The 19,753-nt window shown below is 59.9% G+C and carries 21 protein-coding genes; 5 read left to right on the forward strand and 16 right to left on the reverse strand.

Annotated features, from left to right (window positions below; translation table 11 throughout):
* Positions 1-6: 6 nt before the first annotated feature.
* The 5 genes from ACOH1Z_RS03630 to ACOH1Z_RS03650 form a co-directional block, all read right to left on the reverse strand.
* Positions 7-1,002, reverse strand: coding sequence for an AAA family ATPase (locus ACOH1Z_RS03630; protein ID WP_449647117.1), 996 nt, complete (start codon positions 1,000-1,002; stop codon positions 7-9).
* A 26-nt stretch (positions 1,003-1,028) separates the two neighbouring features.
* A complete protein-coding gene (locus ACOH1Z_RS03635; protein ID WP_449647118.1) occupies positions 1,029-1,385 on the reverse strand; it encodes a PLD nuclease N-terminal domain-containing protein in 357 nt (118 codons plus the stop codon).
* Positions 1,386-1,423: 38 nt separating this feature from the next.
* Entirely contained in the window at positions 1,424-2,260 is an 837-nt protein-coding gene (gene cofE / locus ACOH1Z_RS03640) for a coenzyme F420-0:L-glutamate ligase (protein WP_449647119.1), read from the reverse strand.
* A 38-nt stretch (positions 2,261-2,298) separates the two neighbouring features.
* Positions 2,299-3,312 (reverse strand): TIGR03557 family F420-dependent LLM class oxidoreductase, encoded by a 1,014-nt coding sequence (locus ACOH1Z_RS03645; RefSeq protein ID WP_449647120.1) that lies wholly within the window; start codon positions 3,310-3,312, stop codon positions 2,299-2,301.
* Between the two features lie 320 nt (positions 3,313-3,632).
* On the reverse strand, positions 3,633-3,926 hold the full coding sequence (locus tag ACOH1Z_RS03650) for a hypothetical protein (RefSeq protein WP_449647121.1): 294 nt from the start codon (positions 3,924-3,926) through the stop codon (positions 3,633-3,635).
* Between the two features lie 13 nt (positions 3,927-3,939).
* Between ACOH1Z_RS03650 and ACOH1Z_RS03655 the strand changes: the two genes are divergently transcribed.
* A complete protein-coding gene (locus tag ACOH1Z_RS03655; protein WP_449647122.1) occupies positions 3,940-4,218 on the forward strand; it encodes a hypothetical protein in 279 nt (92 codons plus the stop codon).
* A 152-nt stretch (positions 4,219-4,370) separates the two neighbouring features.
* Positions 4,371-4,811, forward strand: a complete 441-nt coding sequence (locus ACOH1Z_RS03660; protein WP_449647123.1) for an Hsp20/alpha crystallin family protein — start codon at positions 4,371-4,373, stop codon at positions 4,809-4,811.
* A 99-nt stretch (positions 4,812-4,910) separates the two neighbouring features.
* Here ACOH1Z_RS03660 and fgd read toward each other — a convergent pair whose 3' ends face one another.
* The 3 genes from fgd to ACOH1Z_RS03675 form a co-directional block, all read right to left on the reverse strand.
* Positions 4,911-5,927 carry a glucose-6-phosphate dehydrogenase (coenzyme-F420) gene (fgd, locus tag ACOH1Z_RS03665; RefSeq protein WP_449647124.1) on the reverse strand — a complete coding sequence of 339 codons (1,017 nt, stop codon included), beginning with the start codon at positions 5,925-5,927 and terminating at the stop codon, positions 4,911-4,913.
* Between the two features lie 18 nt (positions 5,928-5,945).
* Positions 5,946-6,434, reverse strand: coding sequence for a pantetheine-phosphate adenylyltransferase (coaD, locus tag ACOH1Z_RS03670; RefSeq protein WP_449647125.1), 489 nt, complete (start codon positions 6,432-6,434; stop codon positions 5,946-5,948).
* Positions 6,435-6,515: 81 nt separating this feature from the next.
* Complete coding sequence (locus tag ACOH1Z_RS03675; protein WP_449648188.1) at positions 6,516-8,630, reverse strand: ATP-dependent DNA helicase RecG; 2,115 nt, start codon at positions 8,628-8,630, stop codon at positions 6,516-6,518.
* 149 nt (positions 8,631-8,779) lie between these two features.
* Here ACOH1Z_RS03675 and rsmD point away from each other — a divergent pair, with 149 nt between their 5' ends.
* Entirely contained in the window at positions 8,780-9,364 is a 585-nt protein-coding gene (gene rsmD / locus ACOH1Z_RS03680; RefSeq protein WP_449647126.1) for a 16S rRNA (guanine(966)-N(2))-methyltransferase RsmD, read from the forward strand.
* Here rsmD and thiL read toward each other — a convergent pair.
* Positions 9,334-10,326: a thiamine-phosphate kinase gene (thiL, locus tag ACOH1Z_RS03685; protein ID WP_449647127.1), complete on the reverse strand. Its 993-nt coding sequence runs from the start codon at positions 10,324-10,326 to the stop codon at positions 9,334-9,336. The two genes, rsmD and thiL, sit on opposite strands and share 31 nt — an antisense overlap.
* A gap of 23 nt (positions 10,327-10,349) precedes the next feature.
* Here thiL and ACOH1Z_RS03690 point away from each other — a divergent pair, with 23 nt between their 5' ends.
* Positions 10,350-10,862, forward strand: a complete 513-nt coding sequence (locus tag ACOH1Z_RS03690) for a DUF3515 family protein (RefSeq protein ID WP_449647128.1) — start codon at positions 10,350-10,352, stop codon at positions 10,860-10,862.
* Here ACOH1Z_RS03690 and ACOH1Z_RS03695 read toward each other — a convergent pair.
* From ACOH1Z_RS03695 to leuC, 6 genes are read right to left on the reverse strand one after another with little or no spacing between them, the layout of a single operon-like run.
* Complete coding sequence (locus tag ACOH1Z_RS03695; RefSeq protein ID WP_449647129.1) at positions 10,859-11,977, reverse strand: D-alanine--D-alanine ligase family protein; 1,119 nt, start codon at positions 11,975-11,977, stop codon at positions 10,859-10,861. The two genes, ACOH1Z_RS03690 and ACOH1Z_RS03695, sit on opposite strands and share 4 nt — an antisense overlap.
* 3 nt (positions 11,978-11,980) lie before the next feature.
* Positions 11,981-13,015, reverse strand: a complete 1,035-nt coding sequence (locus tag ACOH1Z_RS03700) for an NAD(P)H-dependent glycerol-3-phosphate dehydrogenase (protein WP_449647130.1) — start codon at positions 13,013-13,015, stop codon at positions 11,981-11,983.
* A complete protein-coding gene (locus tag ACOH1Z_RS03705) occupies positions 13,002-13,742 on the reverse strand; it encodes a lysophospholipid acyltransferase family protein (RefSeq protein ID WP_449647131.1) in 741 nt (246 codons plus the stop codon). Before ACOH1Z_RS03705 ends, ACOH1Z_RS03700 begins: the two co-directional genes overlap by 14 nt.
* 36 nt (positions 13,743-13,778) lie before the next feature.
* A complete protein-coding gene (gene murA / locus ACOH1Z_RS03710; RefSeq protein ID WP_449647132.1) occupies positions 13,779-15,146 on the reverse strand; it encodes a UDP-N-acetylglucosamine 1-carboxyvinyltransferase in 1,368 nt (455 codons plus the stop codon).
* An 8-nt stretch (positions 15,147-15,154) separates the two neighbouring features.
* On the reverse strand, positions 15,155-15,751 hold the full coding sequence (leuD, locus tag ACOH1Z_RS03715; RefSeq protein ID WP_449647133.1) for a 3-isopropylmalate dehydratase small subunit: 597 nt from the start codon (positions 15,749-15,751) through the stop codon (positions 15,155-15,157).
* Complete coding sequence (gene leuC / locus ACOH1Z_RS03720) at positions 15,751-17,211, reverse strand: 3-isopropylmalate dehydratase large subunit (RefSeq protein WP_449647134.1); 1,461 nt, start codon at positions 17,209-17,211, stop codon at positions 15,751-15,753. Before leuC ends, leuD begins: the two co-directional genes overlap by 1 nt.
* A gap of 168 nt (positions 17,212-17,379) precedes the next feature.
* Between leuC and ACOH1Z_RS03725 the strand changes: the two genes are divergently transcribed.
* Entirely contained in the window at positions 17,380-18,468 is a 1,089-nt protein-coding gene (locus ACOH1Z_RS03725) for a Glu/Leu/Phe/Val dehydrogenase family protein (protein WP_449647135.1), read from the forward strand.
* A 57-nt stretch (positions 18,469-18,525) separates the two neighbouring features.
* Here the strand turns inward: ACOH1Z_RS03725 and ACOH1Z_RS03730 are convergent, their stop codons facing one another.
* On the reverse strand, positions 18,526-19,530 hold the full coding sequence (locus ACOH1Z_RS03730) for a TerC family protein (protein ID WP_449648189.1): 1,005 nt from the start codon (positions 19,528-19,530) through the stop codon (positions 18,526-18,528).
* Positions 19,531-19,753: the final 223 nt, after the last annotated feature.

Genomic DNA, 19,753 nt, shown 5'->3' on the forward strand with positions numbered 1-19,753 from the left:
AGTGATCTAGGAAGCAGCAGCGATAACAGGAACGGCAGTCTCAGCCACAATGCGCTCAATCACATCGGCGATCGAGTGACCCGAGAGCACCGCAGCAGTGTCACCAGCATGGCGAGCCGGAATCATTCGGTGTGCGAGCACAGTCACGGCGAGTTCATCAATGTCATCCGGAAGAACAAAATCGCGACCGTCGATAGCCGCCCTGGCCTTCGCCGCCCGCACAAGGTGAAGCGTTGCCCGAGGGCTCGCCCCCACCCGAACCTCACGATCACGACGCGTCGCCTGAGCAATAGCAACGGCGTATTCTTCCACCGCGGTGCTGACAAATACTCGCCGCACCGTGGCAATCAAGTCGCGCAACTGCTCGACGCTCACAACGGGCGTTAGCGAATCAAGTGGGCTCGAGAGCTCGCGCGACCTCAGCATGGCCAACTCGGACTCCGCATCCGGATACCCCATCGAAATCCGCGCCATGAAACGGTCTCGCTGCGCTTCGGGCAGCGGATACGTTCCTTCCATCTCGATCGGATTCTGCGTGGCAACGACTATGAATGGGCTCGTCAGTTCGTAAGTGTGGCCATCAACGGTCACACTCGACTCCGCCATACATTCGAGGAGCGCAGACTGCGTCTTCGGGCTGGCCCGGTTGATCTCGTCGCCGATCACGATATTCGCAAATACCGGCCCCTTTTTGAATTCGAACTCACGCGTGTTCTGGTTGTAGACCGAAACACCGGTGATATCGGCTGGTAGCAGATCTGGCGTGAACTGAACTCGCGAAACCGAGCAGTCGACAGTGCGGGCCAGGGCCCGGGCCAGCATGGTTTTGCCAACTCCGGGAACATCCTCAATGAGGAGATGGCCCTCCGCCAGAAGTACCGTGAGCGCCAAGCGCACGGCATCAGCTTTGCCGTCGATCACCGTCGAAACACTGCGCACAATGGCAGCACAGTGATCATGGAACACGTCATCGGGCATCGGTGTGGAAGTCACATCATCCATTCGTTGAGTCTGCCAGCGCTAGAGCACTACGGCAATTGCTTACGCTCGCGGAGCTTCTCTTCAAGATCGCGAATTTTCTTTTGATTTTCGAAAAATGCGATCTCCGCATCGAGCTTGGCCAGCTCAGCTTCGGTGTTGCTTGTGTCTAGCGGGGGCAAGGATTCGCGACGTTGGGGAGCGCCGAAACTGCTGGATTGAGTGGCCGGAGCATATTCGCGACCAAGCACGAACCAGAGGATGCTGCCGATCAGGGGCAGGAAGATCACCAAGAAGATCCACGTAATTTTGCCTAGGTGCTTGATGCGCCATTCGTCGATCAGAATGATGTCGATCAGAACCGCGATGAGCAACGCGAAGAACGCAAGCGAAATCAGACTCCCCATTGGATCAGGATAGGGGCAAACAGACTCACAGTCGAGTATTAATCTTCTTTATGGTCGGCCCGGTTGTGCTGACCGCGAGTGAAGCCAGTATCGCCGTCGACGTCGGCATCGGTGTGAGCTTCGTCGAAGCCTGCCAACCACGCTTCCTTGGTGCCCATCCGAAACATATCGTCCGCGCCAACGCGCACCAGCGAACGTGCTCCCGGCACTTCGATCTCAACTACGTGCTGCGCAAGGCCGCGCACCACAGCAACAGGAAATCCCCCGGCCTTGCCCTTCACGAGATCTGTCGCTGCAGCGATCTCATCGGCAACGGCAGTAACGCTGACGGCAAGTGGGCGCCCCGACGCATCAACGGTGCCGCGAAGGTCATCGAGAACGCGGATGCCCGCAGCACCAATTGCAATATCGGCTTGACCTCGCCGCCACGGTCGGCCAACGGTGTCCGTAATGATGATGCCAATCCGCACACCGAAGCGTTCGCGAAGCGCCGAGCACAATTGGCGAGCAGTCGCATCGGGATCGAGCGGAAGCAATAACACGATGCCGTCGGGCGTATTGCTCGAATCGACACCGGCCGCAGCCATCACCAGCCCGAGGCGATTCTCGACGATGCGGGTCACACCGTTGGGGTGCTCCCGTGACGCCACCACACGAACGGTTTCGTCGGTGATTGCCTGCTCACGATCAGCCGCCTTCACTGCGCGACCCTCGGCCTTGCTCACAATCTTGGAGGTGACCGTGAGAATGTCGCCATCCTCAAGCCCACCGTCCGGCGAATCGTTCGAGTCGGCAATCAATGCCGCCGATATCACCTGCACGAGGTCGTCACCGGACATAATTTCGGGGATGCCGGGCACGGCCCAGGCGCTCATTCTCACGTGTCTAGTCTGCGGCATTGGCGACCGCGACACTATTTGCGCAATGAGGGAAGCACATCACGACCGAAAACATCAAGAAATTCCCGCTGATTTCGACCAACGTTGTGGAGGTAAATGCGGTCGAAACCGAGGTCTAGGTAGCTCTGGATGTAGGCACGGTGCACGTCAGGATCCGCGCTGACGGGCATCCGGCCTTCAAAGTCTTCAGGACGAACCATTCGGGCGAGTTGTTCAAGCTCGAATGGTGACCGGATGTCGTTCTTTGCGAATCGCAGACCACCATTAGGCCACTCGGTGATGGCGTTCTTCATCGCCTGCTCGTCAGTGTCCGCCCAACTGAGATGCAGTCTCAAGACGCGGCTCTGCTGTGCAGTGTCACGGCCGGCTTCACGTGCACCCTCAGCGAATCGTTTGAGCAGCATGTCAATCTTTTCGAGCGGCGCGGCCTCGGTGATGAGCCCATCAACCGTTTTCCCTGCGCGTTTGGCTGCGACGGGACCGGCGGTGGCGACCAAGATCTCGGGTGCGGTCTCGGGCATTGTCCAGAGCCGAGTCGACTCCAGCCGGTAGAACTGACCATCGTGGCGCACATCTTTGCCTGCCAGCCCCGAGGCGAACAGTTTCTTGATGATTTCGACGGCTTCAAACATGCGGTTGATGCGTTCGGGCGCTTCAGGCCAGTACTGGCCGACCACATGTTCGTTAATGGCCTCACCACTGCCAAGGCCCAGCCAGTGCCGGCCCGGATTCATTGCGGCAAGAGTGGCCGATGCCTGAGCGACCATCGCGGGATGCCAACGAAATGTGGGCGCTGTGACTCCGGTGCCTAAGTCACCTATCGTGGTTTGGCCAAGCGCGCTCAGCACGTTCCACACGAAGGAAGCTTGGCCCTGTTGCGGCGTCCACGGCTGATAGTGGTCTGCGGCCATCACCCCACGAAAGCCGCGTGATTCGGCGTGCTGGGCAAACGCCAACACGTCGCGCGGATGAAACCGCTCAAGCATTGCGGCATAGCCAATGTGGGGCGCAGAAACGGAGGCGGGCATCTGTCTATTGTCGCGCGGACTGCGCCTCTGCCGTGTCACAACGGATGAACCAGCGAATTCCCGAACCGCTGACCGGATACTTGGCCGTTCACCGGGCTGGCTCATGCTGAAGAACGGCGGCAATTATCAACGGTGTGGATGATTCCACCGAAGGCCCAGCCAGCATTGTTCTCGAAGATCCAGACGGCAACCCCGTCCTGATGGACCAGCACTGGCAGCACCGGCAATAGATCGTCGCCAAATTGGGTCTTGATTCTCAGTTGGCGATAGTTCTACACTGAGCAAACGCCAACAATCGAAAGGAGCCTCGCGTGTTTATTTCAACTATCGGAATGATTCCGACTATCGCCGGCTCCGTCGGCACCCTCTCCGCCTAACCGGCTAGCGATCTCCGCCAACCCGTTCTGACGGTGGCGGCGCTCACGGAGCACACGACTCAACTCGATCATCACGAGACTGCGTTCGACTGACGAGTCTGCGCCCACCTCATCTGGAGCGCCAGCGCATCGCGATGATCTCTCCTTCTTCTGCAACTCGCGATCGCCGAGGGATGACGTTGGGTCGCCACCTGAACCGGCGCGCTTTTGCGCGCCTTCCGCATCAACTTCTGTCACGAAAGATCACCTCATGAACACAACTCTGGCGGCCCCTAAGGACCGCCCTAACCATCCGCCCGAACCCAGCAACAACGCCCAGTCGCGCCCAACTTCGGCGCACCGCGTGGGACTCATCGACCGAATTGCTCTGCATCTCGGCGTTGCGCTCATCACGTGGAGCCGCCGTCCTCACCGGGCTCGACTGATCGCAACCGCTGAATTCCGGGCCGAACACCAACTCCGTCGCGAGCGCCTGGCTTTAGCCCGGACTCGCGCTGAGCAGAACTATCCGCGGTTCATCATCCGATGATTGCGCCGCACCCGACCGTCGCCGGATCGCTCCGGCGACGGTCGCTTCGTTATCAGCGAACTGTGAGCAAAATGACTTGGCACTCTCGGGGTGAGAGTGCTAATTTCTGATTATTGAGTCACCGTGACTCAACTTTGAGAAAGGGGTTTCCCATGACACTGTCATTTGATCCTTTTGCCGAACTCGACCGGCTCACCGCTGCAGCCCAGTCCCGCGTCGGCACCCAGCCCATGCCCGTGGATCTTTACCGTCAGGCCGACGAGTACGTTCTCACCGCCGACCTTCCGGGCGTAGACCCCGGCTCCGTCGACGTTGACGTCGATGGCCAGCTGCTCACCATTCGTGCCGAACGCACCGCCGGCGAGCGCGAAGGAGCCAAGTGGCTATCACAGGAGCGTCGCTACGGGTCCTACCTGCGCCAGTTCAGCATTGGCGCCGGCATTGACCGCGAAAACATCAGCGCCAGCTACGACAACGGCGTACTCAGCGTCATCATCCCGGTGTCGGAGAAGGCAAAACCTCGCAAGATTGAGGTCAGCACCAACTCCGCGAACCAGGCTCGATCGTCCGAGACAGTCGCCGTTACGAGCTAGTCAGCACGCCGCTGTCGACGCGCCAACGCCACACACCAACGATGGGCGGATGCTTCACGCATCCGCCCATCGTTCGTTAAGTACTTCGCGCTCTAGTCGCTACAGCGCCCGCAATCGCGGTGCGATGTCGCGCTCGAAGAGCTCGAGGAAACGACGCTGGTCGCCCCCGGGCGCGTGGAACACGAGGTGATTGAGTCCGGCATCCACATACTGGCGAATCTCTTCAACAATCTTGTCTGGGTCGTTGCCCACGATCCACCGCGAAGCGATTTGTTCGATCGGCAGCGCGTCAGCAGCCTTCTCCATCTCGATCGGATCAGTGATGTCGTGCTTCTGCTCCTTCGAGAGCGCAAGCGGGGCCCAGAAACGTGTATTTTCGAGGGCGAGCTCGGCGTCGGTGTCGTAGGAGAGCTTGATTTCGATCATCCGGTCGATGTCCTCGAACTTGCGGTCAGCCTTAGCCGCACCCTCCTTGACGCCAGGAATGAGCGCGTCGTTGTAGAGCTCCATGCCCTTGCCAGAGGTGCAAATGAAACCATCACCGGCACGACCGGCGTAGCGGGCAACCATCGGGCCGCCCGCAGCAATGTAAATCGGGATGGGCTGGTCGGGGCGGTCATAAATGCTGGCTTCGTGAGTGGAGTAGTACTCTCCCTCGAACGACACCCGATCCTCGGTCCAGAGTGCACGCATGAGGCGCACTGATTCGCGCAAGCGCGCAAACCGCTCCTTGAACTCGGGCCAGTCCTGCGCGCCAGCACCACGGAATCCGGTAGCGACCTCGTTGAGCGCTTCACCCGTGCCAACCCCCAACATGATGCGCCCAGGATAAAGGCAACCCATCGTGGCAAAAGCCTGCGCCAGAACGGCAGGGTTGTAACGGAAAGTGGGGGTCATCACGCTCGTGCCAATCCGAATCGTGCTCGTGCGCTCTCCAACAGCAGCCATCCAGCTCAGTGAGAACGGTGCATGACCACCCTCATGACGCCAGGGCTGGAAATGATCGCTTACCGCAACACTCTCCATGCCATGGGCTTCGGCCGCGACCGCAATCTCTACGAGCTCACGTGGGGCAAACTGTTCAGCTGAGGCTTTGTATCCGAGAGTAAGAGTCATAGACCCATTGTGCCCGTACTACTCGCGAGGCGCCTGCAAAAAATCAGAAACTGACCGCGGAACGTACGGCGCAACATCGCCGCCCAGAGCGGCAACCTGCCGCACAAGCGAGCTCGAAACATAAGCGTGTTCAGGGTTTGGCAGCATGAAAATTGTTTCGACAGCAGCAAGATCGCGGTTCACGATCGCCATCGGGGTTTCGTACGCGACATCCACTTGAGAACGGATGCCCTTAACAATGACACTCGCCCCAACCTCGGTGCAGTAGTCGACGAGCAAACCCATGCTCCAACTCGTGACCCGAATGTTGCCGGCAAGCCGTGCATCCGCCACCGCCTGCTCAATGAGCGAAACCCGCTGTGCGATCGGCAGAAGCGCCGTCTTGCCCGGGTTGTGCACGACAACAACGTGCACCTCGTCAAAGGTTCTTGCTGCCCGCTCAATCACATCCAGGTGGCCCAGGGTGACAGGGTCAAAGGACCCAGGAACGACAGCGATCCGACTCATGCCTCAACGATAGTGGCTGAGTGCTGCTCACCGCGTGGGAGTTCGCTGTACGAGGAAACTCGCCAGCAAGGTCACAGGGAGTTAGTTCTTGCCGAGGAAGGCTTCTGCACTCTCATCGAGGCGACGCTTGAGTGCTTCGGCGAGCGCCGGATGCTCGGCCAGAGTCGGATCGTCAGCCAAGACCGCCTGCGCAGCCTCCCGCGCTTCCGTAATGAGTTGCCCGTCATTGGCCACTCGCAACAGCTTCAAACTCGAACGCCCACCCGATTGCACACCGCCGAGCACATCACCTTCACGACGAAGCTCAAGGTCTTTGTTCGCCAACTCGAAACCATCAAGAGTGGATGCCACAGCCTCAACACGTTCGCGGGCAAGCGACTCCACCTCCGCTGCAGTCACAAACAGGCACAGGCCCGGCACGCCACCTCGGCCAACACGGCCGCGCAACTGGTGCAACTGGGATACCCCGAAGCGATCAGCGTCAAGCACGACCATCACAGAAGCGTTTGGCACGTCAACGCCAACCTCGATCACTGTCGTTGCGACAAGAACATCTACATCACCGGCAGCGAACGCCCGCATAAGGTCATCTTTTTCGTCGCTCGACAACTTGCCATGGAGTGCCTCGATGCGCTTACCTGCGAGCACCTCGTTGCTGCGTAGCGAAGCCAACACCTCAGTAACGTTGGCGATAGGTCGCGGCGGTCCGGCATCCGGATCATCAGCCGCTGCCGGTGCAGGGTCACTGCCGGGCTCTTGCGTCTTGGCATCGATAGCGGGGCACACGACGAAACCTTGCCTGCCAATAGCGAGTTCCTCGGCTAAACGCTGCCACACACGAGACACCCAACCGGGTTTTTCGGCCAGCGGAACCACATGACTGCTGATGGGTTGGCGACCAGCGGGCAATTCGGCGATCGACGAAATATCGAGGTCACCAAAGACTGTCATCGCGACCGTGCGAGGGATGGGTGTCGCCGTAAGAACGAGAACGTGTGGTGGCTTGGCCCCCTTCAGTCGCAGTGCTTCACGCTGATCAACACCAAATCTGTGCTGCTCGTCTACGACAACTAGGCCGAGGTCAACGAAGCTCACCGCATCGCCCAAGAGTGCGTGGGTGCCGATCACAATGCGTGAGGCGCCAGACACGCTCGCGAGAAGCGCCTTCTTGCGCTCGGCCGTGGAGAGCTGGCCTGTGATGAGAGTCGGGCGCAATTCTGCCGCAAGATCGGGGCCAAGAGTGCGCACGATGGATCGGAAATGCTGATGCGCCAACACCTCGGTTGGCGCAAGCAGGGCCGACTGCCCACCCGACTGGGCCACCGCCAGCATCGCTCGCAATGCCACGAGAGTCTTGCCAGAGCCCACTTCGCCCTGCACCAGACGATTCATCGGAACCGGCTCGGCCAGATCGTGAAAGATCTGCTCCCCCACCGTCTGCTGATCACCAGTCAGCACGAACGGAAGCGCCGCATCAAAACCGTCCACGAGCGACCCAGCCGTGCGCGCAATCGCCTCAGATTCACGCTGCCTCTGTCGTTGCTGCAACAGTGCAGACTGCAAAACGAACGCCTCCTGAAAACGCAGAGTGTCCCGAGCTGCTCGCCAATCCGAGTCAACCTTCGGGCGATGCACTTGCTCAAGCGCCTTCGCAAATGGAAGCAGCTCACGCTCGCGACGTACGGCATCCGGAACAGGATCGTCGAGAGGTCCAAGAGTGTCAAGCACGACCTCGACCGCTTTCTGAATCTGCCAACTCGCCACGGTTGACGTTGCCGGGTAAATCGGAATGGGTTGCTCAGCCCACGCCTTCGCCTGCTCAGGTTTCTTCAGCTCAAGCGCATCCCGATCAAAAAGTTCGTAATCAGGGTGAGCGAGCTGGCGCGTGCCCCGATATTGGCCGACTTTGCCAGCAAAAATTCCGCGGACGCCTGGTGACAGTTCATTCGCTCGCCAGGCCTGATTGAAAAACGTGAGAGTCAGGATGCCCGTGCCATCGCTGATCGACACTTCAAGGATCGACCCGCGCTTGTTGCGCATCGGGCGATTGCGCACCTCGCGAACCTCAGCCACGATCGTGACGGCCTCATCGAGCGGCAACTGGGCCAGAGCAGTGAGCTCACCGCGCCGCGCATAACGCCGCGGGTAGTGCGTCATGAGATCGCCGACAGTCACCAAACCGAGCCCGCGCTGCATCGAGGTTGCGGTGCGCCCGCCCAGCACGGCACTGAGCTTCTGATCGAGGGGCGAGGTCACTCTCACAGAGTACCGGTGGCCACCGGCGTTCCCTTGTCACCGGGCACTGAACTACGTGCGCGAGGGCTCTCGGCTAGGCTCGACACGCTATGACACGCATTATCGCCGGCTACGCTGGCTCCCTCACCATTGCCGTCCCCAGCGCGGGCACGCGCCCCACAAGTGATCGCCTTCGCGAAGCAATCTTCTCGGCCCTCGAAGCCCGCGACGCCATCGATGGCGCCCGAGTTCTCGACCTCTATGCCGGCACCGGCGCCCTCGGCCTCGAATCGGCATCACGCGGCGCACCCCATGTCACACTCGTGGAGAAAAATCCTCGTGCCGCCGATGCCTGCCGCAAGAACGCGACCCTCATCGCCGCACAAGCTCCCCGCGGCTCAAAGCCGATCATTCTGACCGCCGCCCGCGCCGTGCACACCTTCTTAGAGACATCCGGCGATCAATGGGATCTGGTGTTCATTGACCCACCGTACGAGCTCGGCAACGCCGAACTTCTCGTGGCTCTAGAGCTGCTGTCAAGCCAACTCAGCCCCGATGCACTCGTCGTTGTGGAACGCAGTTCGCGCGACCCTGAGCCCGAATGGCCCGCCGGTCTCGAGCTCGACCGCCGCAAAGACTACGGCGACACAACGCTCTACTGGGTTCAGCCCGAAGCGCCATCCCAGCCAGCATAAGGATCCCAGCCACCACGCTCGGTGTACGCGACCCCATCGACGAGAAGGCCCTCCCCCTCGACAACGCGGCCGATCGCACGGAACCCCGCTGGCAATTCGACCGCCTGCGGAAATGTCGCGAGCAGCGAGTGATCTTCGCCACCGTCAAGCTGCGCCCGGCCACCCACCGACTCGGATGACAGATCGAGAGCAACACCGCTCGCGGTAGCAATACGGCGGGCATCAATCGCGAGCCCATCGCTCAGGTCGAGCATGGCTGTGGCTCCCCCGAGCGATGCTGCTTTGCCGTCCGCTATGGGAGGCGATGGCCGGAGTTGGGCGGCGATGGCCTCGGGATACTGCGTCGCGAGCGAGGCGGCGGCTGAAGCATCCGGTTCGCCCTCAACTACTCCTTCGGTGAAGAGCAGACGAAGCCCTTCGGCGGCGAGGCCGAGCGTTCCAGAAACCGCGATGACGTCACCGAGTTGTGCACCGGACCGCAGCACGGGCGCACGCTCCTCTAGGTCGCCGAAAGCCGTAATGACAATGGTGAGCACCGGTGAGACCGAGAGGTCGCCGCCGATCACTCCGCTGCCGGGCGCTAGCGCTTCGCAACCCTCACGGAGCCCGTCGGCGATCGCTTCGAGCGAGGCGACAGGGGTGTCGTTGGGGGCGGCGATCGCAACCACGAGGCCAGTGGGCACTGCGCCCATCGCTGCGATGTCTGAGAGGTTCGTGGCAGCAGCTTTCCAGCCAAGGTCGTAGGGAGTCGACCACGCGAGTCGAAAATCGGGGCCGTGAATCATCATGTCTGTCGTGATCACCACACGCCTGTCTGGCGTTGCCAGCACTGCGGAGTCGTCGCCGGGCCCGATTAGTTCGGCGGCAGCGGAGGGTAGCCGCGGAAAGATGCGCTTAAGGGCATCCAGTTCCCCGACCTGGCCGAGTGTGTCACGGTGGTCGCCCTCGCGGTCTTTCGTCATATTCTCACGGTAGCCTGAAGGCGATGAGATCGACGACCCGCACCCCCGTTTTGGCCATGCTCGCTGTGGTCCCGCTTGTTGCTCTGCTAACCGGATGCGCGTCGATTGTTGCTCTCGAGCCAGCGGATGATGCGGCGAACCCTACCTGCGCCGAAGTTATTGTGCGCTTGCCTGACACTGTTGCGGGTCTGGATATTCGTGAGACTAACGCGCAGGGAACTGGAGCTTGGGGGGAACCAGCCAATGTTCTCTTGCGTTGCGGAGTAGCCGTGCCCGATCCGACGGCATCGTTGGCCTGCGTCACTGCTCCCGACAATGGCGTCGACTGGCTGCGTGACGATAGCGATGCACCGAACTATGTCTTCACGACGTATGGCCGCGATCCTGCCGTGCAAGTGATCATTGATAGCGATGGTGACCCTGATGTCGAGGGCGACGAGGTGTCTGGGTTCGATGCACTCGTTGAGCTTGCTGGCGCGGTAAGCCAGATCGTTCCCGATCGTTTTTGCGTTGCGCTGTCAGAGACGACAGGTTAGCGCACGGTTTCGAGCCCCAACTCGATGAGTTCATCGATGAGTTCCGGATAGCTCATCCCGCTGGCAGCCCAACACTTGGGGAACATCGAGATCGGCGTGAAGCCCGGCAGGGTATTGATTTCGTTAACCACGAACTCGGTGCCGTCAAAGAAGAAGTCGACGCGAGCGAGCCCTGCTCCCCCGATCGCTTCGAAAGCGCGAGCAGCGGTGCGTTGCATCTGCCACAGTTCTCCATCATGGAGCGGTGCAGGGCAAATAAGTTCGGCCGCGGAAACGTCGAGATATTTGGCCTCAAAGTCATAAAAGTCGCGCCCGGTGACAACAATTTCCCCGGCAACGCTCACACGGGTATCCGTGCCGTCGCGCCCCGAGAGCACACCACACTCAATCTCACGGCCGGTCATCGCTTGCTCGACGAGAGCAGTCGAATCTTCGGCAAAAGCGGTCGCAAAGGCCGCATCGAGCTCGGCCCGAGCGTTAACTTTGGTGACGCCGACCGATGATCCTGCGCGAGCGGGCTTGACGAAGACAGGGAAACCGAGAGTCGAGGCACGCTCACGCCAGGCAGAAGGATCGCGTTGCCACTGCACCGCAGATACCGTCACCCACGGAGCAACGGCAACACCGGCAGCTTCGAGCGCGAGTTTCGTGAAGTGTTTGTTCATCCCCATCGCCGAGGCGAGGACACCATTGCCGACGTAGGGCAGGCCTGTCAACTCGATGAGGCCCTGAATTGTGCCGTCTTCACCAAAAGGGCCGTGTAGAATCGGGAACACTACATCAACGTCGCCGAGACTGCGGGTAGAGCCATCGGCTTCCGTAATCGTCAGCTCGCTCGAGAGCGACGAATCCGGCCAGTGCACGCGAGTGCCATTGTCGGCAACTTCGGGCATCGCCTCGGGGTTCAGCGCAAACCCCTCAGCGTCGTCAGGCTGCAATGTGAAAGCGCCGTCACGCGTGATCCCCACCGGAATCACCGTGTACTTCGCACGATCAATCGCCGAAAGTACGCCCCCTGCGGTGGCGCAGCTGATGCTGTGTTCCGAAGAACGACCGCCAAAGAGGAGAACTACAGTCACCGTGGACTTGGCCGTTGTTGTGGGCGCGTCCGTCATCGTTTACTCCCCCTGCGGAAGGTCGTCAGTCGTCAAATGCGGAGCAATATCCCGCGGAGCGAGCGTACCGGCCAAAACCTCAGCAACCTGACTCACGATCGGCATGTCGACGCCCTTCGACAGTGCCAGTTCAAGAATGGGGGCAACAGACGAGAGACCTTCAGCGGTCTGATTCATCTGCTTGATGACTTCAGAGAAGCTGTAGCCCTGACCGAGCAAGCGCCCTGCCGTGTTGTTGCGTGAGAGCGACGATTCACACGTGGCGATGAGGTCTCCGAGGCCGGCAAGGCCCGCAAGGGTTTCTGCCCGAGCACCGAAAGCGACCGAGAAATCAGTCATCTCGGCAAGTCCGCGGGTGATGATCGACGCCTTTGTGTTTTCGCCGTAGCCGACTCCATCGACGATTCCGATCGCAACGGCGATCAGGTTCTTGAGGACTCCGCCAAATTCGGTGCCGATGACATCCGTGTTGACAAACGACCGGAAATAGCGATTGCGTGCGGTTACCGCAACGGTGGTCGCGGTCTCAAGACTCGCACTGCTCATCACTGCCGCTGTTGGCTGCTCTTTGGCGATCTCTAGAGCAAGGTTGGGGCCGGATGCCACGGCAACCCGGTTGGGGTCGACACCCAGTTCTTGCAAAATCACTTCACTCATGCGCGCGCCAGTGCCCTTTTCGACACCCTTCATGAGCGAGACGATGAGGGCATCCTCGGGAATCAGCTCGCGAACGATCCGCAGATTCTCGCGCAAAGACTGGCTAGGCACAGACAGGTAAACCTGCTCTGCGCCTTCGAGAACTTCGTGCAGCTTGTCGCTCGCCCAGAGTGACCGCGGCAAATTGATGCCCGGCAGGTAGTCACTGTTGCGCTTAGATTGCGAGATTTCGCGGGCAAGCTCAGGGCGGCGAGCCCACAGCGCTACGTCGTTGCCGCCGTCGGCAAGAATTTTTGAGAACGTCGTGCCCCAAGAACCAGCGCCAAGAACTGCTACACGGCGGGCGGGGGCATGATCGGGTCCCGCGTTAACGTTGCTCAAAACGACCAACCTCACTCTGGCCATGGTCGGCCGGGTTGTAGCGCATCTTCGGGGCGGTTTCGCCCCGAAGGTCTTCGAGAAGGGCCGTAATTGCGGTCATGAGTTTCTCCGTGGCTTCAGCAAGCGTGCGCGCATCTAAATGCTTGCCCTTAAACTCTGACAGGTCTACTGGCTCGCCGAAACGAATGTGAACAGTCTTACGGGGAAAAACGCTGATCCGTTTGGAGTATCGCGGCAAAATTTCTTGCGCGCCCCAGCTTGCAGCGGGGATCAGAGGAATACCCGCTTCGAGCGCCGTTCGCACCGCTCCCGCTTTTCCACGCATCGGCCACATATTGGGTTCGCGTGTGAGCGAGCCCTCCGGGTACACCACTACGGCGAGTCCCTGGTCGGCGATGTGGCGGGCGGCTTTGAGCGGGTCGCCGCCTTCGCGACTGCGGGAGGCGCGCTCGACAGGAACTTGTCCCGATTTCTTCATCAACCACCCGAGAACGGGGACCGTGAACAACGACGCCTTGGCCATGTAGCGCGGCATCCGACCAATCTTCCACATGGCAACACCAATCACGATGGGATCGATATTGCTGTAGTGATTGGGCGACATCACGAACGCGCCGTGAGCGGGAACGTTGTGCACGTCATGCAGTGTGTACTTCGCCAAGAAGGTCATGGCGGGGAGCAGCAGGAATGCGAGCAGACGAAATGCAGCTGTCTTCTCAGATTTCACGCGTGCTCCCGCCTTTGGGCTTGACGACACTGCTGGTTATCCCTCGTAGATGAAGTCGGCACCCAAAGATTCAAGCTTGTCAACGAAGTGCTCGTAGCCACGAGCAATGATGCCAATGTTGCTGACAGTTGACTGCCCCTCGGCGGTCAGTGCGGCAATGAGGTGGCTGAAGCCGCCGCGAAGGTCAGGAATCTCAACATCGGCACCGTGCAAAGGCGTTGGTCCGATGATGACGGCGGCCTGTTCGAGTGGGCGACGGGGAACACGACGGCTGATTGATTCCAGCCCCTCTTCGTGCACCACAATGTTGGCGCCCATTTCGATCAGCGCTGAGGTGAATCCGAGACGGTTCTCGTAGACGGTCTCGTGCACAACAGAGCGACCTTCCGCCTGCGTGAGAGCAACGATTAGGGGCTGCTGCCAGTCGGTCATGAAGCCGGGGTGCACATCGGTTTCGATAACGACCGGCTTGAGCGGCCCGCCTGGATGCCAGAACCGGATGCCGTCTTCGGCAATATCGAACGCACCGCCCACTTTGCGGAAGATGTTCAAGAAATTCATGAGCTCTTGCTGCTTAGCGCCCTCAACGAAAATGTCACCACCGGTTGCAAGAGCAGCGGATGCCCAGCTTGCGGCTTCGTTGCGGTCGAACAGTGCGCGGTGGTTGTAGCCGCTGAGCTTCTCGACGCCCTCAATGAAGATGACGCGGTTGGGCTCAACGTTGATGATGGCGCCCATTTTTTGCAGGATAGCGATGAGATCCATGATCTCGGGCTCGATCGCCGCGCCCTTGAGCTCGGTGACTCCCTTAGCCAGTACAGCCGTGAGCAGTACTTGTTCGGTCGCTCCGACGCTGGGGTACGGCAGTTCGATGTCCGCACCGTGAAGACCTTCAGGAGCTGTCAGGCGAATGCCTTCGTAGCTCTTGTCGACGATCGCGCCGAACGCTCGCAGAGCATCCAAGTGGAAGTCGATGGGGCGGTCACCGATGCGGCAACCACCGAGGTCGGGAATGAGAGCTTCGCCGAGGCGGTGCAGGAGTGGACCGCAGAACAGGATCGGGATGCGGCTCGAACCTGCGAGCGCGTCAATCTTGGCAAAGTGGGCCTTGAGCACGTTTTTAGGGTCGAGGGTCAGCTCGCCATCGCCCGTTTCTGTAACGGTAACGCCATACGCTTCGAGCATTCCGGTGACGACGCGAACGTCACTGATGGCGGGAACATCCCTAAGCACACTGGGGGTGTCGGCGAGAAGAGCCGCGACCATTGCTTTGGTAGCGAGGTTCTTAGCACCACGCACGTTGATGCGTCCCCGAAGGGGCTTTCCGCCGTTGATAATGATCTGGTTGGAAAGCAAGCCGGTTCGCTTGGCTGCCGCTGTGGCATCTTGAGCCAATGGATTCATCGTTACCCCTACTTCGCTGGCAAAGTTTTAGGTCGCCATGATTCTCGGCGGCTTTCGAACTCCGTGATGTCTGTTTCGTTTCTCAAAGTCAGGCCGATGTCATCGAGCCCTTCGAGCAAACGCCACCTAGTGTAATCATCTATCTCGAAAGTGAACTGCGCAGCACCTGCAGTTACCGTGCGAGCTTCGAGATCGACTGTCACCTCGAGCCCGGGATCTGCTTCGATGAGAGCCCAGATTGTCTCGATTTCGTCTTCTGTTAGCTGGGCTGCGAGCAGACCCTGCTTTCCAGAGTTGCCACGAAAAATATCGCCAAAACGGGAACTGAGAACTGCCTGAAAACCGTAATCGCGAAGCGCCCACACAGCGTGCTCGCGGCTAGAGCCCGTGCCGAAGTCGGAACCGGTAACCAAGATTTTGCCCTGATTGTATGGCTCACGATTGAGAATGAAGTCGGGGTCTTGGCGCCATGCAAAGAAGAGCGCATCATCGAATCCGGTCTTGGTTACTCGCTTGAGAAACTCGGCAGGGATGATCTGGTCGGTGTCGACATTGCTGCGCTTGAGCGGAACGGCGATTCCGCTGACGGTGGTGACCTTGTCCATTAGCGTGACTCCTCAGCGGTCGTTGCGGCGAGCGCCATCTGCTCTGGCAGGGGGCTGTTGTCGAGATCCCAGGGGCTAGAGAGGGTTCCGCGGATGGCGGTGGCTGCGGCAACGAGTGGAGACACCAGGTGGGTGCGCCCTCCTTTGCCTTGGCGGCCTTCGAAGTTGCGGTTGCTTGTTGAGGCGCACCGCTCGCCAGGCGCCAGCTGGTCTGGGTTCATTCCGAGACACATCGAGCAGCCTGCGAAGCGCCACTCTGCGCCGAACTCTTCGACGATCTTGTCGATGCCTTCGGCTTCGGCTTCGATGCGCACGCGCGCGGAGCCTGGCACGACCATGACGCGAATGTGATCCGCTTTCTTGCGCCCCTGAATGATGGACGCGAATGCGCGCAAATCTTCGATACGACTATTGGTGCACGAGCCCATGAAGACAGCATCCACGCGGATGTCTTTCATTGGCATGCCTGCCTCAAGCGCCATGTATTCGATCGCGCGTTCTGCGGAAGCGCGTTCGTTGACGTCGGCAATTTCGGCGGGCACGGGAACGTTGTCGCTGAGCGAGACGCCCTGGCCGGGGTTGGTTCCCCAAGTGACGAACGGCTCTAGCGTGTTGGCATCGAGGAAGACTTCGGCGTCGAAGACGGCGTCATCGTCGGTGGCGAGCGTGTTCCAGTACTCAACAGCGGCATCCCAGTCGGCACCCTCTGGTGCGTGCGGGCGACCCTGAAGATAGTCGTAGGTGATCTGGTCTGGGGCGATCATTCCGGCGCGGGCGCCAGCTTCGATCGACATGTTGCAGATTGTCATGCGCCCCTCCATAGAGAGGGCACGGATGGCGCTTCCGCGGAATTCGAGAACGTAACCTTGGCCTCCGCCGGTTCCGATCTGCGCGATGACGGCAAGGATGATGTCTTTTGCGGTGACGCCGGGGCGCAGTTCGCCTTCAACGGTGATGGCCATTGTCTTGAATGCTTTAAGAGGAAGGGTCTGGGTGGCGAGCACGTGCTCGACTTCACTCGTACCGATGCCGAAGGCCATGGCACCGAAGGCGCCGTGCGTGCTGGTGTGCGAGTCGCCACAGACGACGGTGATGCCGGGCATCGTGAGGCCAAGCTGCGGGCCAACGACGTGAACGATTCCCTGCTCGATGTCGCCGAGTGAATGCAGCCGCACACCGAACTCCTTCGCGTTCTTGCGCAGGGTTTCAATCTGGGTACGACTGGTGAGGTCAGCGATCGGCTTGTGGATCGCGAGAGTCGGAGTGTTGTGGTCTTCGGTGGCAATGGTCAGGTCGGGGCGACGAACGGGGCGCCCGGCCATCCGGAGTCCATCGAATGCTTGAGGGCTCGTGACTTCGTGCACAAGGTGAAGGTCAATGTAGATGAGGTCGGGAGTGCCATCGGCACCCGTGACGACCAGATGGTCATCCCACACTTTTTCTGCCAGGGTCTTGCCCATAGCGCACCTCTTTCGAATCGACGATCGTGCCGCAAAATGCGCGGCTCAATCTCTCTAGTCTACTTCTGTCTGCGTCGGCAGTATGCTGGCCACAGCGCACCACCCTCGCGCTACCACCACTTGCCATTTTGTTGTTTTGCCCACAAGGCCCACTCGCAGGAGAAGTTCATGATTACGCAAGCGTCAACGACGTTAGAAGCCCCCGTATCCGCTATCGAAAATGCGGAGTTCTCGCACGAGAATGTCCTCGTCTCTACGGGCAAACGTTCCGGCCTCGTTATTAGCGTCGCCGTCCACTCCACCGTCCTCGGGCAAGCCCTGGGTGGAGCACGAATGTGGAACTACCCGCACTGGACGGATGCCGTAGCCGACTCCCTGCGCCTCTCGGCCGCGATGACTCTCAAGAACTCTGCCGCCGGGCTCAACCGCGGAGGCGGCAAGTCGGTCATCCACGTTCCGATGGGCATTGTTCTTACTCCCGCGCAGAAGCGTGACGCAATGCTCGACCTCGGCGATGCCATCGAAAGCCTCAACGGTGCTTACATGACGGCGGAAGATGTTGGTACGAGCGCCGAGCTCATGTCCATCGTCGCCGAACGCACCGAACACGTGTGCGGCCTTCCCGCCGATCAGGGTGGAGCAGGGGAACCGGCAGATGCCACTGCAGCCGGCGTTCACGCCAGCATTCTTGCCACCTGCGAGGCCCTCTTCGGCACTCGCGACCTTGCCGGACGTCACCTCGTAATTTCGGGTCTCGGCCAGGTAGGCGGACGTCTCGCTCGCTCACTGACCGCTGCCGGTGCTGTGCTGACGGTCACCGACGTCAACCTCGACCGCAAGCTACTCGCTGCCGAACTCGACGCCAACTGGGTCGATGCGGATGAAGCCCACAGTGTTGTCGCAGACATTTACGTTCCCTGCGGAATGGGTGGCGCTCTGAGCCCCCGCGTTATCCGCGAACTCAACGTCAGCGGTGTCGTCGGAGCCGCCAACAACCAACTCGCCCAGCATGATGGCGCTGAGGCACTTGCCGAGCGCGGCATTCTCTGGGCACCAGACTTCGTCGTTAACGGCGGTGGTGTGATTTACCTCGATATGGCATCAGAACCGGATGCCGATGCTGACGAAATCGCCAAGCGCGTCGAGGCTATCGGTGAGACCGTTGCCACGATCTTCCGCGATGCAGCCGACCAGGGAATCACAACCTTGGACGCCGCAGAACGACTCGCGCAGTCACGACTAGCCACTACCGTCTAGGCAGAGAGTGCGCGTCTGGCTGGAGCCGGGCGCGCACCACAACGAGTTTGCCGCTCGTTAGTCGTTGTCGACGCTGACGAGTTCCCGCTTCTTGTCATGGTTCATCTTTACCAGGCTCGCGATGACCGCAATCGCCATCGCGACCAGGATGACGATGAGCGAAGTCCATGTGCCAATTTCTGGCGCCCACAGTGCTGGCTCTCCCCCGTTGATGAACGGGAGTTCGTTCACGTGCAGTGCGTGGAGGAACAGTTTCACGCCGATGAAGCCGAGCACGAAGGCAATGCCGTAGTGCAGGTATACGAGTTTGTCGATGAGGTCGCCGAGCAAGAAGTACAGCTGACGTAGCCCCATGAGCGCGAAGATGTTGGCGGTGAACACGATGAAGGGATCTGTCGTGATTCCGAAGATCGCGGGAATCGAGTCGATCGCGAACACGAGGTCGGTGATACCGAGGGCGACAAACACGACGAGGATCGGGGTGAAGACCTTCTTGCCGTCGATCACGGTGCGCACTTTTCCGCCATCGAATACCGGTGAAATGTTGATGTGCTTCCGCAAGAAACGGATGATTCCGCTCTCAGTTTGTTCCATGTCATCGTGATCTTCGAACACTTGGCGAATGGCCGTGTAAAGCAGGAACGCACCGAAGACGTAGAAGATGAAGCTGAAGTTTTCGATCAGTTGCGCGCCCAGCAGGATGAAGATGCCACGCAAGACGAGGGCGATCAGGATGCCGACCATCAGTACCTCTTGTTGGTACTTTCGCGGCACCGAGAAGCGCCCCATGATGATCACAAACACGAACAGGTTGTCGATCGAGAGACTGTATTCGGTGACCCAACCGGCAATGAATTGCCCGGCCTGCTCGACATCGCCGAGGAGGAACATCATGAGGGCGAAGATAAGCGCGAGGCTCACATAGAAGCCAACCCAGAGCGCAGATTCGCGCGTGCTCGGAATGTGCGGGCGCTTGTAGGCCATGACGAGGTCGGCTGCGAGGATAATCAGCAGCACCGTCAGGGAAGTTGCTTCGAACCAGATAGGCAGAGTGGTCAAGATTTTCCATTCGGGGGTTTCGAGGTGCCGCAAGTCTCGAAAGTCTCTCCCGCATCCAGCTGAATGGTGGATGCCGTTGCCCCGGAGCCACTACTGAGTGGTTCGTATTGACGAGTACAACGAGGTGGGATACTCCCCTTCGCGTTCACAATGATAGCTGACCGACACTTCTGCGCTGCCTGCGAATTCACAGGTTGCGCAGAGGACTTTCGCGTCGAGCCGAAAC

This window comes from Rhodoglobus sp., assembly GCF_053580035.1.